The 15,226-nt window shown below is 66.5% G+C and carries 17 protein-coding genes; 6 read left to right on the forward strand and 11 right to left on the reverse strand.

Annotated elements, in window-relative coordinates; genetic code table 11:
- Window position 1: 1 nt before the first annotated feature.
- Together CC207_RS02555 and CC207_RS02560 are read left to right on the forward strand one after the other, a co-directional pair.
- The gene (locus CC207_RS02555) at window positions 2-625 is read left to right on the forward strand and encodes a glutathione S-transferase family protein (protein ID WP_028691678.1); all 624 of its coding nucleotides are present in this window, start codon (window positions 2-4) and stop codon (window positions 623-625) included.
- Window positions 626-932: 307 nt separating this feature from the next.
- The gene (locus tag CC207_RS02560; protein WP_028691679.1) at window positions 933-1,265 is read left to right on the forward strand and encodes a hypothetical protein; all 333 of its coding nucleotides are present in this window, start codon (window positions 933-935) and stop codon (window positions 1,263-1,265) included.
- Window positions 1,266-1,325: 60 nt separating this feature from the next.
- Here the strand turns inward: CC207_RS02560 and CC207_RS02565 are convergent, their stop codons facing one another.
- The 3 genes from CC207_RS02565 to CC207_RS02575 form a co-directional block, all read right to left on the reverse strand.
- Entirely contained in the window at window positions 1,326-1,631 is a 306-nt protein-coding gene (locus CC207_RS02565) for a hypothetical protein (protein ID WP_062360800.1), read from the reverse strand.
- Window positions 1,632-1,837: 206 nt separating this feature from the next.
- Window positions 1,838-2,026 (reverse strand): hypothetical protein, encoded by a 189-nt coding sequence (locus CC207_RS02570; RefSeq protein ID WP_028691681.1) that lies wholly within the window; start codon window positions 2,024-2,026, stop codon window positions 1,838-1,840.
- 140 nt (window positions 2,027-2,166) lie between these two features.
- Window positions 2,167-2,487, reverse strand: a complete 321-nt coding sequence (locus CC207_RS02575; protein WP_028691682.1) for a YbjQ family protein — start codon at window positions 2,485-2,487, stop codon at window positions 2,167-2,169.
- Window positions 2,488-2,621: 134 nt separating this feature from the next.
- On the opposite strand from CC207_RS02575, the gene CC207_RS28215 reads away from it, so the two are divergent.
- From CC207_RS28215 to CC207_RS02585, 3 genes are read left to right on the forward strand one after another with little or no spacing between them, the layout of a single operon-like run.
- Window positions 2,622-3,008 (forward strand): hypothetical protein, encoded by a 387-nt coding sequence (locus tag CC207_RS28215; protein WP_371916432.1) that lies wholly within the window; start codon window positions 2,622-2,624, stop codon window positions 3,006-3,008.
- Window positions 2,945-4,048 carry an MFS transporter gene (locus CC207_RS02580; RefSeq protein WP_371916433.1) on the forward strand — a complete coding sequence of 368 codons (1,104 nt, stop codon included), beginning with the start codon at window positions 2,945-2,947 and terminating at the stop codon, window positions 4,046-4,048. Before CC207_RS28215 ends, CC207_RS02580 begins: the two co-directional genes overlap by 64 nt.
- Entirely contained in the window at window positions 4,045-4,773 is a 729-nt protein-coding gene (locus tag CC207_RS02585) for a trans-aconitate 2-methyltransferase (protein WP_028691684.1), read from the forward strand. Before CC207_RS02580 ends, CC207_RS02585 begins: the two co-directional genes overlap by 4 nt.
- A 213-nt stretch (window positions 4,774-4,986) precedes the next feature.
- Here CC207_RS02585 and ribD read toward each other — a convergent pair whose 3' ends face one another.
- Genes ribD through CC207_RS02620 form a run of 7 tightly spaced genes read right to left on the reverse strand, consistent with a single transcriptional unit; the run spans window position 4,987 to window position 11,918 of the window.
- Window positions 4,987-5,901: a bifunctional diaminohydroxyphosphoribosylaminopyrimidine deaminase/5-amino-6-(5-phosphoribosylamino)uracil reductase RibD gene (gene ribD, locus CC207_RS02590; RefSeq protein WP_036986307.1), complete on the reverse strand. Its 915-nt coding sequence runs from the start codon at window positions 5,899-5,901 to the stop codon at window positions 4,987-4,989.
- Window positions 5,898-6,557, reverse strand: coding sequence for a cyclopropane-fatty-acyl-phospholipid synthase family protein (locus tag CC207_RS02595; RefSeq protein WP_028691685.1), 660 nt, complete (start codon window positions 6,555-6,557; stop codon window positions 5,898-5,900). Before CC207_RS02595 ends, ribD begins: the two co-directional genes overlap by 4 nt.
- A gap of 11 nt (window positions 6,558-6,568) precedes the next feature.
- Window positions 6,569-8,260, reverse strand: a complete 1,692-nt coding sequence (locus CC207_RS02600; RefSeq protein WP_028691686.1) for a WD40 repeat domain-containing protein — start codon at window positions 8,258-8,260, stop codon at window positions 6,569-6,571.
- A gap of 23 nt (window positions 8,261-8,283) precedes the next feature.
- Window positions 8,284-8,880 carry a GTP cyclohydrolase II RibA gene (ribA, locus tag CC207_RS02605; RefSeq protein ID WP_028691687.1) on the reverse strand — a complete coding sequence of 199 codons (597 nt, stop codon included), beginning with the start codon at window positions 8,878-8,880 and terminating at the stop codon, window positions 8,284-8,286.
- A 34-nt stretch (window positions 8,881-8,914) separates the two neighbouring features.
- Window positions 8,915-9,925, reverse strand: coding sequence for an SUMF1/EgtB/PvdO family nonheme iron enzyme (locus CC207_RS02610; RefSeq protein WP_062360808.1), 1,011 nt, complete (start codon window positions 9,923-9,925; stop codon window positions 8,915-8,917).
- Window positions 9,926-9,981: 56 nt separating this feature from the next.
- Entirely contained in the window at window positions 9,982-10,875 is an 894-nt protein-coding gene (locus CC207_RS02615) for a VOC family protein (RefSeq protein WP_028691689.1), read from the reverse strand.
- Window positions 10,875-11,918 (reverse strand): methyltransferase, encoded by a 1,044-nt coding sequence (locus tag CC207_RS02620; RefSeq protein WP_028691690.1) that lies wholly within the window; start codon window positions 11,916-11,918, stop codon window positions 10,875-10,877. Before CC207_RS02620 ends, CC207_RS02615 begins: the two co-directional genes overlap by 1 nt.
- 310 nt (window positions 11,919-12,228) lie before the next feature.
- Here CC207_RS02620 and CC207_RS02625 point away from each other — a divergent pair, with 310 nt between their 5' ends.
- Window positions 12,229-12,873: a metalloregulator ArsR/SmtB family transcription factor gene (locus CC207_RS02625; protein WP_028691691.1), complete on the forward strand. Its 645-nt coding sequence runs from the start codon at window positions 12,229-12,231 to the stop codon at window positions 12,871-12,873.
- Window positions 12,874-12,886: 13 nt separating this feature from the next.
- Here CC207_RS02625 and CC207_RS27350 read toward each other — a convergent pair.
- Window positions 12,887-15,226 (reverse strand): amino acid adenylation domain-containing protein (locus tag CC207_RS27350; RefSeq protein ID WP_256581977.1); only part of this gene is annotated, 2,340 nt, incomplete at its 5' end.

The following is a 15,226-nucleotide window of genomic DNA, read 5'->3' on the forward strand; positions in this document are numbered from 1 at the left end:
CATGCTGAAGATCCTGGGCAAGGCCTCGTCGATCAACGTGCGCAAGGTACTGTGGACCTGCGCCGAACTGAACCTGCCGTTCCAGCGCGAAGACTGGGGCAGTGGCTTTCGTGCCACCGACACGCCCGAGTTCCTGGCGCTGAACCCCAACGCCACGGTGCCGGTGATCGTCGATGGCGACTTCGTGCTGTGGGAGTCCAATACCATCCTGCGTTACCTGGTCAACCAGTACGGCGGCGAGGCGCTCTACCCCGGCGCCCCGCGCGCCCGCGCCGCGGTCGACCAGTGGCTCGACTGGCAGGCCACCGACCTCAACGACGCCTGGCGCTACCCGTTCATGTCGCTGGTGCGTCAATCGCCGGCGCATCAGGACCCTGCACTGCTGGCCGCCAGCAGCGCCCAGTGGACGGCCAGGATGCGCCTGCTCGAAGCGCGCCTGCAGGCCACCGACGCCTATGTCGCTGGCGACGCCTTCAGCCTCGCCGACGTGGCCATCGGCCTGTCCCTCAACCGCTGGCGGCGCACGCCGCTGGAGCACCCGCAACTGCCGGCGCTGGAGGCCTATCATGAGCGCCTGCGGCAACGCCCCGGCTACCTCGAGCACGGCGACAACGGACTGGCGTGACAGAACCGGGAAGATTGTCCGACAAGATGTAGTGACTAAAAATAATCACTACAAATCTGTTGACGCCCTTCCCGCGCCTTGTGCATGATGAGGCCGTCTCCCCGATCGGGAGCGGTGGCAAGGGTGTTCCAGACGGCCTGCGCGGTAACGCAGGCCGTCCGTGGAGAGGGAAACTGCCCAGAAGGCAGCGTGAGAAAGCCCCTGTTGCGAAGCTGCTGTAGCAGCCTTGGTTAGCGCGCTACATCGTGTGGCGCCGAATGTGAACTTCAGCCGAACTTCACCAACGAATGAGAGTAATGGGGGCTTTATGATGAACTTGAACAACAATCCAACCATCGACCAATTGGCCCGTCTGTTCGCCGCGCGCAAGGACAGCCTCGACGACCACCTGCTGTGGGTCAGCCAGTCCGGTGAGGTCCGCCTGGACCGCCTGCCGCCGAACACGGTCGAAGCCGAATTCGAATCGCACATGCCCAGCATGCGCGCCCGCTTCAAGGTCTACCGCCGTGGCCAGGGCTACGTCGGCAAGAAGGCCGCCGCCGACACCACCTTCGTCGGTCGCGTACTGCAGACCCTGCAACAAGAATGGCCCGCCGCCCGCGAGCGGCAGGCAATCAAGGTGATCGACGCGCTGAACTGAAGCGGCGCAGCACACCGTTTCTTGAGCCCGGCCTGAAAAGGCCGGGCTTTTTCATTGCTGCTAGGCGAGGCGCCGACGTGGCACCTGTTCCGGTAATGGCAAAGCGCCGGTTGCCAGGGCGCGGGCGCGATCCACGCCCCAGACCAGCGCACGGGTCATGGTTTCGCCCGGCCGCGAGGGGTAGTACTCCTCGAGCAAGGCCTCGCCGCTGCGCGCATACAGTCCGAGAAACAACTGTGTGGCACCGACCCTGGATAGGCGCACCTGCACATCGAAGCTGGTGCCGTCGCTCAGTTCCTCGTCGTGACAGCGACTGTGCAGCTGCGCATCGGCCCACTGCCAGTAGGTCTCTTCCCTGATTCGCATTGAAGTCGATACTCCGTGTCTGAAATCCCGCGCAAGAAAAGCACAGCCTAGGGCCTTCGGCGAGGGGGACGCACCGATACCATGAGCGGGGTCAAGAAATGGCGGGAAAGGCGCGCCGTCGGGCGGTTTCGTGTTGATTGATCAAACGTGATGCGGGGCAAGCCCGCTCCTGCTTGTGAGAGCGGGCTTATGAGGTCAACGCAGGTTCACTTCTTCGACGGGACACGCGGGGTGAAACGCCCCTTCTTGGCCCGTTGCAGGTGCGCCGGTTGCAGTTGCTCCGACTCGTCCAGGGTCATGTTGGCAAAGCCCAGGCGAACAGCCGCCTGGCCGCAGCGTACCTGGCTGTTGATCGGAAACGCATCGTTCAAGTCTTCGAAATAGGATTCGCTCATGCCCTGTCTCCCTCCAATGGCAACCGTGCCGGCAGGCAATACACCTGCCTAGTGAAGCGACGGTCCGTTGAAGTGAGACTAGCCGGTCATTTGCAGACCAGCCGGGCAAAATCTCCTGGCCCGACCAATGGCAACTGGCCTTACTTCAGACGTACCGCCGTGCCGGTGGCGAACACCACGACCATGCCACCCTGTACCGACGGCATGCTGATCTCGAAGTCCACGCCCACCAACGCATCGGCTTGCAACTGCCGTGCCCGCGCCATGAGTTCCTCGGTGGCCTGCTCACGGGCCAGCTTCAGCGCGCCCTCCAGGGTCTGCGAGCGGCCGCCGAAGACGTCGCGAAAGCGCGCGAAGAAATCGCGCACGAAGTTGATCCCCTGCACCGATTCGGCGCTGACCACGCCGAGGTACTCGGCAATCGGGCGACCGTCGAGCTGGCTGGTGGTGCTGATGATCATGGATGTCGCTCCTGAAACAAGACAAAAGAGCACGATCCTAACAAATCCACCGCAAGCAAATTACACAAGCAATATATTGAATAATTATTTGCCGACTCCTAGAATTCCAGCGCAGGACCACGCAAGGAGCGTACATGACCGCCATCCCCGAACAGCCGCCGGCCCGTTGGAGCGAACTGCTCAGCGGCGGCAACGCGCTGCGCTCGATCGCCCTGGCTGGCGGTGTCGCCCTGCACGCCATCAATGTCTACATCGTCACTACCCTGCTACCGACGGTGATCGAAGAGATCGGCGGGCTGGCCTTCTATGCCTGGAACACCACCCTGTTCGTGGTCGCCTCGATCATCGGCTCCACCCTCTCCACCCGCCTGCTGGCCCGTGGCGGACCGCGGGTCGCCTACCTGCTGGCACTGCTGGTGTTCACCCTTGGCTCAATGCTCTGCGCCCAGGCGGGAGCATGCCGGTGCTGCTGCTCGGGCGTAGCGTGCAGGGCCTGGGAGGCGGCATCCTGTTCGCCTTGAGCTATGCGCTGATCCACCTGGTGTTCGACAGCCGCCTGTGGCCTCGCGCCATGGCCCTGGTCTCGGCGATGTGGGGCGTGGCCACGCTGTGCGGCCCGGCCGTGGGCGGAGTGTTCGCCGAGGGCGGGCACTGGCGCTGGGCATTCTGGTCGCTGTTGCCGGTGGCTGGCGCCCTGGCGCTGATCGTCTGCCTGCGCCTGCCGGCGCGCCAGGCGCTGGACGACAATGGCGCGCGCCCGGCCTACGGGCTGATCGCCTGCCTGGTGGCCTCGGTGCTGGCGATCTGTGCGGCCAGCCTGGCCGACAGCCTGTGGATCAACCTGGCCGGCATCGTCGCCGGCCTGGCCATCGCCGCGCTGATCGCCCGCCTCGATCCCAGGGCGCGCCACCACCTGCTGCCCACGGGCGCCTACAGCCTCAGGCAACCGATGGGCGCACTGTTCGCCATGATGTGCCTGCTGGTAGCAGCCATCACCACTGAAATCTATGTGCCCTACTTCCTCCAGCGCATCCATGGTTTCGGCCCACTCGCCGCCGGCTACCTGACCGCCGTGATGGCCGCAGGCTGGACGGTCGGCGCCCTGGCCAGCGCCGGCCGTGACCGTGAAGGCGGCGCCTGGCAGATCCGCAGTGGGCCGCTGGTGGTCGCGGTGGCGCTGCTGGCCCTGGCCCTGCTGACCCCCGCCCCGGCCTGGATCGCCAGCGCGCCGGGCCTGGCCTTGTTCGCCCTGGCCCTGGCCGGCGTGGGCCTGGGGATCGGCCTGGGCTGGCCGCACCTGCTCACCCGGGTGCTGCAGGCAGCGCGCCCCGGCGAGGAAAACCTCGCCTCGGCCTCGATCACCACCGTGCAACTTTACGCCACCGCCCTGGCTGCGGCCCTGGCCGGGCTGGTCGCCAATGGTGCCGGGCTGGTCGAGCCCGGCGGCGAGCAAGGCGCGCGCCAGGCGGCGCTGTGGCTGTTCGCCGTGTTCGCCTGCGCACCGCTGCTGGCCCTGCCGTTGGCGCTGCGCCTCACCTCTGAAAGGAAGAAGTGCCCATGAAGGAATCCAAGGAAGTCTACGAGCGGATCAGCGAGCAGTTCGAAGACTTCACCAGCCACGCCAGCCAGCGCGGGGTCGAGGTCGACACGTTTCGCTACATGGCCGGCGACGTAACCGGCGATGAGATTCTCGACCTGGCCTGCGGGCATGGCTTCTTCAGCCGCCGCCTGAAGGACTGGGGCGCGGCTCGGGTGCACGGCGTGGACATCTCGCCGAGCATGATCTACCAGGCGCGCCAGGCCAACGACGGCATCGCCTACGAAGTGCGCGACGTGGCGCAGATGGGCCGCATCGGCCAGTTCGACAAGGTTACCGCCGCCTGGCTGTTCAACTACGCCGGCAGCGTCGAGGAGTTGCGGCGAATGTTCGAGAGCGTCGCGCTCAACCTCAAACCGAACGGACAACTGATCGCCTACACGGCGAATCCCGCCTTCGACCTGGCCTTGGGCAATTTCACCGAATATGGCATCCGTGTGCTGGACGAGCAGCCGGTGGAAGGCGGCCTGCGCTGCCAGGGGCAATTCATGAGCTCACCGCCTGCGGACTTCACCTATTACCGCTGGGACAAGGCAGTCTACGAGCAGGCCGCCCACGATGTCGGCCTGCGCAATGTGCGCTGGATTGCCCCGCTGATCAGCGGGATCCGCAAGAAGGCGCATCCGCCGGGATATTGGGACCTGTTCGAACAGAACAGCCTGCAGGTCGGGTTGATCTGCAGTCGCTGAAATGATCGGGGCTTACGCATATCCCTGTGGGAGCGGCCCTTGTGTCGCGAAAGGGCCGCGAAGCGGCCCCGGTAATTTCAGCGTTTCACCGCAATAGGGGCTGCTGCGCAGCCCTTTCGCGACACAAGGCCGCTCCCACAGAGATCGCGCCAGATTGAGGGGCCTGAGCAAGACGGTTGCTCCCACAGGGATAGTACAGCGCTCAGGAAGGCCTCAAACCTGCACCAACCACTCATCCACCAACCCCTGGCGCGCCAAGGCCTCGCACCAGGCCGGCTCGGCCTCGACCTGGACTTCGTTGCAGTCGAGCTCATGCAACGTCTGTAGTATCCGCAAGGCCCCCAGATCCTCCAGCACCTGGCAACGGGCCCGTGCATACCGACCGTCCCGCCTCGCCTGCGCCCCATGCAAAACCAGCGTCGGCGCACGCCCGTCGAGCATCTTGGCCGAAGCCGGGCAGTCCAGCCCCTGGTCGACCAATACCCGCAAGGGCACCACCGGTTCGGCGCGTTGCCCGGCAACCTGCGCCACCAGCGAGGTGTCGCAGGCCTTCACCCAGTCACAAGTGCTCAGCAGCGCCGAGGCCCTGCCCCGCCAGTGCGCCAGGGGCGCCTGCTCGTCGCAATGGCTGAGCATCGCGCCCTCGCCAATCGCGCCGATCTCCAGCGCCGCCGGACGCAATACCCGCACCCACGGGCGCTGGCGTTCGATGCGCGAGAAGAACCCGCGATTGAGCGCCCGCGCACGTGGGCAGGGCAATGCCTCGACCACGATGCCCGCCTCGCGCAGGCGATCCGCGCCGATGCTCTGCGAGACGTCGCCGCTGGCCGTGACCACCCGGCTTACCCCCGCCGCCACCAGGGCATCGGCGCACGGCGGCGTGCGACCCTGGTGGCCGCAAGGTTCCAGGGTCACATAGGCGGTCGCCCCGCGCGCCGCCGGGCCTGCCTCGCGCAGGGCGTGCACTTCGGCGTGGGGCTGGCCGGCGCGCTGATGCCAGCCGCGCCCTACCACCTGCCCGGCGTTGACGATCACGCAACCGACCCGCGGGTTGGGCATGGTGCTGTACAGGCCCTGGCTGGCGAGCGCCAGGGCCATGTCCAGGTAATGGCGGTCGATCGCACTCACGTGCGCACCAGCGCCAACAGGTAGCGGGCTTCGCCGTGCTGGCGCTCGATCACCTCCAGCCCCTCCCAGGTGAAGCCATGGGCCTCAAGGGTCTGACGGATACCATCGTCGGTGAAGAAGTAGCCTTGGCGCTGGTTGTCCATCTCGCGCCAGCCCGGCTGCGGATGGGCCGCGTCGACCCCGAACACGTTCAGCCCCACCAGCGCGCCGGGGCGCAGCAGGCGGCGCACATGGGCCAGGTACGCGCCCCACTCGTCCGGATGCTGGTGGTGGAAGCAGCCATTGTCCAGGGCCGCATCGAACACCGTGCCCGGCGCCGGCTGCCAGTCCTGCATGGCCTTGTTCACCAGGTCCAGGCGATCGCCCCAGCGTTTGCGCAGCAACGGCCAGCTGGAGTTCTCGACGATATCCAGGCCGGTGACCCGATGCCCGGCGAGGATGAAGGTGGAGGCGTCACGGCCACGGCCCACGCCGATGTCCAGTACATGCTGATCAGCACGGGGGTCGAGACGCTCGAGGAAAGCCTGGGCCGCCTGGATCATGCCGATGTCCCACGACCACTCGTCCTCGCCATGGCTGTAGCGGTGCACGAACGAAGTATCGAGGGCCTTGCGGTAGTCGCCCTGGGCCATGAAGTCACTTGCTTGCTTGCTCATGTGCTGCTCCTTCAGGACGCCAGGCGGGCGTCGATGCCGTAGATGCGCCCGTCATAGGAACTGGCCAGGAAGGCGCCGCTGACGGCGTCGTGGGTCAGGCAGGAAATGCCGCTGGCGGTCGGCCGCTGCATGGGCAGCCAGCGCCGCGAGACCAGGTCGAACAGTGCCACGGTACCGTTGTAGGCCGCGGTGGCGATCACCCGGCCATCAGCGGAGGCGGCGATGCACTTGATCGAGTGCTGGTGCGGCGAGTCGAACACCTCGTCGCCGGTCTCCAGCCACAGGCGCAGCTTGAGGTCGCGACCGATGCTGGCGAAACCGCCGGTGATCGGGCAGCAACCATTGGAAATACGCGTATGCGCCCCCTCGATATGCCGCACGCTGCTGAAATCCTCGATGCTGTGCAGCGCGGCATCGGCCGAGGCGCAGACGCTGAACAGGTGGCGCTGGTCGGCGGCCACGCCCTTGATCGCGTTGTCATGCATGGGGATCGACGCCACCAGGCGCAGCCCGCCCTGGCCATCATGGCCGAACACCAAGCCTTCGCCGGTATAGGTGCCGATCAACGCCAGGTCTTCGCCATTCCTGACGAAGGTGGCGCCGCAGTTGAGTGGCGAACGGTGCTGGTACAGCATGCGCCCGGACAGGCCATCGAACACCTGGCCCATCTGGCCGCCGGTCAACAGCAGCGGTCCGAACGGCAGGAGGAAGTTGCACAGGCTGCCGACACTGGTCACCGGCTGGTCGTCACGGTGCAGAATGCCAGCATCGCCAATGCTGTACTGGCGCTCTTCGCTGCGCACCACGGCGTTAATGCTTACCGCCGGCTCGATGCCCGACACCTGCCACTGGTCCTGCTCGTAGTTCCAGGTGGCGTAGCGCGAGCCGAAGGTGGCGAACACCAGTTGTTCGTCGCCGACAAAAGCGCAGCTGCGCGGCCAGACGATGCTCGGCAGCGCGGTACTGCGGCGCTTGACCAGGTTGCGCGCGGCGTCGAAGGTCCAGAGGATCGCTGAACGGTCATAGCTCAGGCTCACCAGCAGGCGCTTGTCGTCGTTCCAGACGATGCGCTTGATCCCGGCGGCGTGGGCCGGCACGGTCTGCACCTGGCCCTGGGCGATGATCGAGATGCGCCCCTCGTCGTCCCCGGCGAACACCACGCCTTCGCGGGTGATGGCGATGGTGTCGGTCTCCACGCCGCCGATGTCCACCTCGTCGCATTGCTGGCCGCTGCGGGTGTCCCACTGGCGCACGGTACCGTCGTCACTGCTGGAGATCAGGCGCTGGCCGTCCGGCGACCAGACCACCGAGATAACGTCGGCCTGGTGGCCATGGAACGCTTGCAACTGCACGCCGTCGAGGTCGAAGATGCGCAGCACATGGTCACGCGAACAGGTCGCCACGCGCTGGCTGTCTGGCGAGAACACCGCCATCTCGACATCGTCGTTGTGCCCCTGCAGTACGGCTTTCAGGCGCATGCTCGGCACTTCCCAGATGCGCGCGGTGTAGTCGCTGCTGGCGCTGACCAGGTGCTTGCCGTCACTGCTGAAGGCGCACTGGTTGGCCAGGTGGTCGTGGTGCACACGGTGGATCGGCTCGCCGGTGGCGGCGTTCCACAAGATCACCTGGTTGTCGTAGCCGGCGGTGGCGACGAAGCGCGCGGCATGGGCGGCGATACCGCTGATAGGGCCAATGTGTTTCATCGAAAGATCCTTTTTCGCTGGAGTCAGAGCTTGATCGAATGGCTGGACTTGACGGCCTTCGCCTGCAGGTAGTTGCGGTTGTGATTGGTCAGGAACACCCCGGTGGGCACCTGTTCGATCACATCGATGCCACCGGCGCGCAGCTGGGCGACCTTCTCCGGGTTGTTGGTCAGCAACCGGCACTGGTCCACGCCCAGGGCCCGCAGGATCTGCACGGCCGGATCGAACGAGCGCGAGTCGGCCAAGTGGTTCAGGCGCAGGTTGGCTTCATAGGTGTCCAGGCCCTTGTCCTGCAGCAGGTAGGCCTCGAACTTGGAGTACAGGCCGATGCCACGCCCTTCCTGGCGCAGGTAGATCAGGTAGCCGCCCACCTCCTTGAGGGTGCGCAACGCCTCTTGCAATTGCGGGCCGCAATCGCAGCGCTGCGAGCCGAACACATCGCCAGTGATGCACTCGGAGTGCACCCGCACCAACGGCACGTCGCACTGCTCGCGGCCGATGCCGACGGCGAAATGCTCCTGGTCACGCTCGAAGCCGTGGAAGCCGAAGAAATGGGCATCGACATCGCCGCCGAGGATGGAAATCGGCACGATGGTGTGAAGCGAAACATCCTTGTTCATGGAATCAGACCTCTTGCACGGAAGACGGAACAGCTCAGTTGTGGTTTTCAACCAGGCGAAAACCCATGACGTAGATCGGTCGCGGGTAACGCCCGTGGCGGCGCGCGGTGCGCGCCAGGTCGCGGAAACGGGTAAAGCTGCCACCGCGGGCCACGCGGTGGGTGCCGACATCGAGCACCAGGTCGTCCTCGATCTGCGGGCCGCCGGGGTATGGCCGGTAGTCCTCGGCCACGTACTCTTCGACGTTGCCGGCCATGTCCAGCACCCCGAAGGGCGATGCGGCGTCGCTGAACACGCCGACCGGCGTGCTGTCCAGATAGCCCAGCTCGGCGGTGTTGGCGTGCTCGACCTGGTAGGCGTCGCCCCAGGGGAACTGACGCCCTTCGGGGCCGGCGGCGGCATACTCCCACTGCGCCTCGCTGGGCAGGGCAAAGCGTCGGCCGGTGCGCTCGCTGAGCCACTGGGCGTAGGCATCGGCGTCACTGGCCGAGACGCTGTAAACCGGGTGGTTGGCGTGGTGCCGCGGATACCGGCCGAACGCCCAGCCGTCGGGGATGCCGGCATGCCCACTGTCGAGCAGGAACTGGCGGTACTCCTGGTGCGTCACCGGGAAGCGGGCGATACGGAACGCCGCCAGTTCCACGGCGTGGCGCGGCGTTTCCTTGTCGATCCAGCTGCGGTCCAGGCCAAGCCCGTCGAACTGGTCCATCACCTGCTCGACCGCGCGCGGGTCGAGGCCGATGTGCACCCGCGCCGCCGGGATATCGATCATCTGCGGGGCGAAGGTGTCGATGCGCGGGTCGCCGCGCAATGCCAGCACCTCGCCGGCGGCGATGCGCCGGGCCAGGGGTTGGCGTGGCTGCTCAAGCAACGTCAGCAAGACGTCCAGCGGCGCCTGGAGCAGACCGTCGAGCGCCGTGGCGACCTGCGCCTGCAACGGATGCTCCTGGTAGTGCTCTGGGTAGCCCATCAACGCCCGGTCGCTGACATCCTTGGGCAATGGGCTGGGCAGCCGTGGCCAATGCCACTGTTTGTAGCTGTTCATGCGAATACCTGCCTAGGCACAGGCCCGCCGAGCGGCAGGCCTGTGACGACGTGGGGTCAGAGGCGGTCGAGGAGCAACCGAGGGTTGCTTTCGATCATCTCCACTTCGGCGCTGTAGACCTCGATCACCAGGCCATCCGGGTCCTCGAAGTAGACGGCGCTGCGCACGTTGTCCGGCCCATGGTGGTAGCCCGGCGCCGGGCCGTTGCCCTTGACCAGCTTGATGGTGCCGGCAGCGGTGACCTGCTCGGCGATGCGCCGCACATCCCCGGGCAGTGCCCGCACACCGATGTGGTAGCCGGTCGGGTAACTGAACGACTCGCTCTGCTCGATGAAGAAGTCGAAGCCGTTGAGCTCCATCACGGCCTTGCGCGGCCCCAGGTTGTAGCAGTAGTTGGCGCCAAGGATGTCGCTGTAGAACGCCTTGGAGGCTTCCAGGTCGCGGGTGAGGATATTGATGTGGTTCAGCTCGGGGCGCTGCGCGGCCCGCGCCGCTTCGTCCAGGCCCAGGCCGTCGAGCGAACGCCACAGCTTGGTCGCGGCCGCGAACTTGGCGAAGCCCGCCAGCCAGTCCTTGATCGCCAGCTCCGGCGCCTGCCCGGCACCGATATCCAGCGAGTACGGATAGAGAAAGCCCTGGCTCGCCTGCTGCCACTGGGCGATCACGCCGCTGGCGGGCGGCAACTGTGCCAGTGCACCCTGCACGCGGACCAGCACCAGCGCGGTGTTGCGACACAGCCCGCTGGCCTCATTGAGCAACGTGTTCAACGCAACCGGTGGCGTGGCGCTGTCGAGCAGCAGGCAGACTGCGTCCACCGGTCCCTGGCCGGCCGGATTCTGGCTGACCTGCAGGCTGAAACCGGCCGCCGCCGCGGCGCTGCCCAAGCTGTCCAGGGCCTGGGCCGCCGCGTCGCCAAGCGGCGCGGCATGCAATGCCAACAAGCGCAGCATCAGGCAGCCCTCCGCCCGATCAGCAGGGTGTAGCGGCCGATCGGCTCCTGCTCCACGCTCAACCCCGCCGACGCCATGCTGTCGATCAGGTAGCGGGTCGGATGCAGCTCGCCGTTGACCGTGTTGAGCATCATGTGCAGGGAGAAGTCGGCCGACAGCGCCGGGTGGATCTCGTCATCCTCCAGGGCCATGCTCAGCACCAGCAGCGCGCCGTCGCCCTCGACCATGCCGGCAGCGCCGGCGATCAGGGTACGCACCTGCTCGCGGGTGAAATAGTGCAGGCAGTCGTTGAGCATCACCACGTCGGCCCGCTCGCCCTGGTACTGCGCCAGGTCCAGCAGGTTGCGGGCATGGAAGCCCAGGCGGTCGTCAAGACGGTACTTGGCGAAGGTGGCCGCGGCCGCCTCGCGGGTGGGCTCAAGGTCCCAGACCTCGCCCTTGACCTGCGGATTTCGGCTGGCGATCTCGGCCAGGTAGGTGCCGTGGCCACCGGCCAGGTCGATCACCCGGCGGGCCTTGTCGAACAGCGGCAGGTCACGCAGCACATCAACCATGGGCTGGCTGAAACGGACCATGGCATCGTTGAAGGCGTCGCGGGCCGCCAGGTCGTGCTTGAAGCGGTTTTCCTGCTGGAAATCCAGCGAGGTGCGGCTGCGCAGCACTTCGTCCAGGCGCGGCCAGTTTTGCCACTGCAGGCGCTGGTGGTCGATGATCGGGCCGATGAACTCGGCGCTGTCGCTGACCAGGAAACGCTGGCTCAGCGGCAGGTTCTCGAAACCTTGGGCGGTGCGCTTCAACAGGCCCATGGCCACCAGCGCGTTGAGGAAGATGCGGCCCTTGTTCGGCACCCAACCCAGCGCATCGCTCAGGGCCTGGGCGCTGACCGGCTGGCGGGTGTGATCGAACACACGCTGGGCCAGCGCCGAATGCAGGATCGCGGACTGGCGGTACTGGTCGGAAAGCTTCACCAGGTCGACCACGCCTTGCAGGCTGTTCAGCGCGTCGGCGTGTTCATAGATGGTCACGGGTTTCTGGGCATTCATGCACTCACATCCCTGTCGAGTTATTGTGGGTGAGCCCATGCCCGGCATTTGCCAGCAAGGTGTCGATGGACGTGCACGCACCCCTCCCTGGGACCGGCAAGCACAGGCTCCGCAATTCAGCTTAGCCGCGGACTCAATAAATACAACTAATACCTTTTATATTTTTATCGCATATAAATTTTATATTCGATAATCGTTCTTCTTGCACAAATCACCACGAATCCGGGCTATCCTTCGCCCACTTGCCTGCGCAAAGGATGGCCCAGGAGAGTGCCCGATCCGTTCATTCACGCCCGGTTTCCAGCGCTCCATGACCTCGACCACCGTTGATACCAACTGCACCGCCGACCGCATCCTGTTCCTGCTCAAGACCCGCGGGCCGCTCAAGACCGCCGACCTGGCCCAGCTGCTCGCCATCACCTTCGAAGCCACTCGCCAGCAAGTGCAGAAACTGCAGGCGGCCGACCTGGTCAGCGGCATCAGCGTGCCGGCCAAGGGCGCCGGGCGCCCTTCGCAGAAATGGGCACTGACCGCCACGGCCCAGCGCCGCTTCCCCGACTCCCACAGCGTGCTGACCCTGCAACTGATCGAGAGCGTCGAGCAGGTGTTCGGCAGCGACGGGGTCGACCGCCTGATCAGCCGCATGGAAGACAGCAACAGCCGTGAGTACCAGCAGGCCTGCGCCGATGGCCAAAGCCTGGAGGACAAGGTGCGCATCCTCGTGCAGCTGCGCGAGCGCGCCGGCTACATGGCCGAAATGCAGGCCGACGGCAACGACTGGCTGATCGTCGAGAACCACTGCCCGATCTGCATCGCCGCCACCCGCTGCCAGGGGTTCTGCCGCAGCGAGCTGCAGGTATTCCAGGCGGCGATCGGCGAGCAGGGGCTGGTGGAGCGTTGCGAACACCTGATTTCAGGGGATCGGCGCTGCGTCTATCGCATTTCGCCGAAGTAGCGGCCCCAACCGGTCAGATCCGCCGCCTGCCCTTGAGCGCTGGAATCGTGGTCTGCGCAATCGCCACCTGTTCCTGCCCGCGACGCGTGTTGGCCGCCAGGCCCGCCAAGGTCGGCTGACTGAACAACAGGCGCGCATCGGCATGCAGCCCGGCCTGGCGCATGCGCGCCACCAGGCTGACCGCCAACAGCGAGTGCCCACCCAGCTCGAAGAAGTTGTCGTCGCGGCCGACCTGCTCGATCTTCAGCACTTCGGTCCAGATCTGCGCCAGCGTATGCTCCAGCTCGTCACGGGGCGCCTCATAGGCCCGACTGATCACCGCCTCCACGCCCGGCGCCGGCAAAGCGCGGCGATCGACCTTGCCATTGGGGCTCAGCGGCAACTCGGCCAGCAGCACATAGGCCGAGGGCACCATGTAGGCCGGCAGTCGCGCCAGCAGGTAGGCACGCAGCGCTTCCAGCGTCGGCGCGCCATGGCCGTCGCGACAGCTGGCATAAGCCACCAGGCGCTCCTCGCGAACCAGCACCACCACCTGGCCAAGGTCCGGATGAGCCGCCAACAGCGCCTCGATCTCGCCCGGCTCGATGCGCAGGCCGTTGAGCTTGACCTGGAAGTCGTTGCGACCGAGAAACTCCAGCTCACCATCGGCGCGATAGCGCACCAGGTCGCCGGTTCGGTACAGGCGGTCGCCGGCCACGAACGGACTGGCGATGAAGCGCTCGGCCTGCAACGCCGGCAAGCCCAGGTAGCCGCGGGCCACACCGATGCCGCCGATGTGCAGTTCGCCGGCACAACCCACAGGCACCGGACGGTCATGGGCATCGAGCACGTACAGACGCGTGTTGCCGATCGCCCGCCCGATCGGCGGGGCGGCGACGGGCAACGGCTGCTGCGGCTCCAAGGTCCAGGCGGTGCTGTCCACGGTAGCTTCGGTGGGGCCATAGACATTGTGCAAGCGCACCTGGGGCAAGGCCTGGCGCACCCGTTGCGCCAGCGCCAGCGTCAGCTCGCCGCCACCACAGAAGACATCGCGCAGGCTGCTGCAACGCTCCACGCCCGGGGTGTCGAGAAACGCTTGCAGCAGGGCCGGAACGAACTTGACGGTGGTCACCCTGCGCGACTGGACAAGCTGCACCAGGTAAGCCGGATCGCGGTGACCGTCGGGGCGGGCCAGCACCAGGCGCAAGCCCGCGCACAGTGGCCAGAACAACTCCCACACCGAACCGTCGAAGCTGAACGGCGCCCGCTGCAGCAGCGCGTCATCGGCCCGCGGCGGGCACAGGTCGCTGCCCCAGCGCATCAGGTTGCACAGCCCGCGGTGCTCGACCATCACCCCTTTCGGCGTGCCAGTCGAGCCCGAGGTGTACATGACGTAGGCCAGGTGCCCGCCACCCAGTTCCGGCAGCTCCGGCGCATGGTCGCCGTGCACCTGCCAGTCACCGTGATCCAGATCCACCAACGATGTCGACTGACCCTCGAACAGGCCACGGGTGGCTCCGTGCACCAGCAGTGCCAGGGGCGCGCTGTCGGCCAGCATGTAGTGCAGGCGTTCGTCGGGGTAGCCGGGGTCCAGCGGCACATAGGCGCCACCGGCCTTGAGCACGCCGAGCAGGCCGACGATCAGCGAGGCGCCGCGCTCCAGGCACACCGCTACCCGGCTGTCGGGCCGCACGCCAAGGCCGATCAAGTGATGGGCCAGGCGATTGGCCTGGGCGTCGAGCTCGCGGTAGGTGAGCTGCGCGTCTTCACTCTGCAGCGCCACGGCATCCGGCGTGCGTCGCACCTGAGCGGCGAACAGCGCCGGCAGGTGCGGATACGCGGTATCCAGCGCAACCTCGGTGCTGTTGAGGGTTTCCAGCAGATACACACGCTCCGTTTCCGGCAGGGTCGGCAGCGCCTCGAGCGCCACCGGGGCTTCGCTGAGCAGGGCAGCAGCCAGCGCCTGCAGGGCGCAGGAAACGAACCCTAGCACCCGTCCGGCACCCAACTCGCAAGGTGCCCGCACACTCAGGCGCAGGCTGTCGCCCTGCTCGTCCACGGTCAACACCAGGGCGTGACTGTGCACCTCGCTGGCATCGAGCAGGGTCACCCCGGGCAACGCTTCGGCGTCGTGCGCGGCGCCATGCCGGTAGTTGAGCAGGCTGTCGAACAGTGCCACGCCGGCGGGCAGGCCACTGCAGCGCTGGGCCAGCACCAGCGGCGCGTCCTCGTGCCTGAGCAGCGCCGCCAGCTGGCCGTGGATTCCGACCAGCGCCTGGCCCACGTCGCGACCCGCCAGCGACACCCGCAGCGGCAGGCTGTTGATAAACATGCCCAATGCCCGGTCGGCGCCCTCGCCCGCCATCACCCGCCC

Origin of the sequence: Pseudomonas sp. DrBHI1, from assembly GCF_002205115.1 — a bacterium.
Taxonomy (GTDB): domain Bacteria; phylum Pseudomonadota; class Gammaproteobacteria; order Pseudomonadales; family Pseudomonadaceae; genus Aquipseudomonas; species Aquipseudomonas mosselii.

Bases quoted from the DNA above. Each gene is read 5' to 3' on its own strand.
- CC207_RS02580 (WP_371916433.1), top strand. From the start codon at position 2,945: ATGCCGGTGCTGCTGCTCGGGCGTAGCGTGCAGGGCCTGGGAGGCGGC.
- CC207_RS02610 (WP_062360808.1), bottom strand. From the start codon at position 9,925: ATGAACAGCTACAAACAGTGGCATTGGCCACGGCTGCCCAGCCCATTG.
- CC207_RS02585 (WP_028691684.1), top strand. From the start codon at position 4,045: ATGAAGGAATCCAAGGAAGTCTACGAGCGGATCAGCGAGCAGTTCGAA.
- CC207_RS02625 (WP_028691691.1), top strand. From the start codon at position 12,229: ATGACCTCGACCACCGTTGATACCAACTGCACCGCCGACCGCATCCTG.
- CC207_RS02600 (WP_028691686.1), bottom strand. From the start codon at position 8,260: ATGAAACACATTGGCCCTATCAGCGGTATCGCCGCCCATGCCGCGCGC.
- CC207_RS02620 (WP_028691690.1), bottom strand. From the start codon at position 11,918: ATGAATGCCCAGAAACCCGTGACCATCTATGAACACGCCGACGCGCTG.
- CC207_RS02565 (WP_062360800.1), bottom strand. From the start codon at position 1,631: ATGCGAATCAGGGAAGAGACCTACTGGCAGTGGGCCGATGCGCAGCTG.
- CC207_RS02570 (WP_028691681.1), bottom strand. From the start codon at position 2,026: ATGAGCGAATCCTATTTCGAAGACTTGAACGATGCGTTTCCGATCAAC.
- CC207_RS28215 (WP_371916432.1), top strand. From the start codon at position 2,622: ATGACCGCCATCCCCGAACAGCCGCCGGCCCGTTGGAGCGAACTGCTC.
- CC207_RS02595 (WP_028691685.1), bottom strand. From the start codon at position 6,557: ATGAGCAAGCAAGCAAGTGACTTCATGGCCCAGGGCGACTACCGCAAG.
- CC207_RS02555 (WP_028691678.1), top strand. From the start codon at position 2: ATGCTGAAGATCCTGGGCAAGGCCTCGTCGATCAACGTGCGCAAGGTA.
- ribA (WP_028691687.1), bottom strand. From the start codon at position 8,880: ATGAACAAGGATGTTTCGCTTCACACCATCGTGCCGATTTCCATCCTC.
- CC207_RS02615 (WP_028691689.1), bottom strand. From the start codon at position 10,875: ATGCTGCGCTTGTTGGCATTGCATGCCGCGCCGCTTGGCGACGCGGCG.
- CC207_RS02575 (WP_028691682.1), bottom strand. From the start codon at position 2,487: ATGATCATCAGCACCACCAGCCAGCTCGACGGTCGCCCGATTGCCGAG.
- CC207_RS02560 (WP_028691679.1), top strand. From the start codon at position 933: ATGATGAACTTGAACAACAATCCAACCATCGACCAATTGGCCCGTCTG.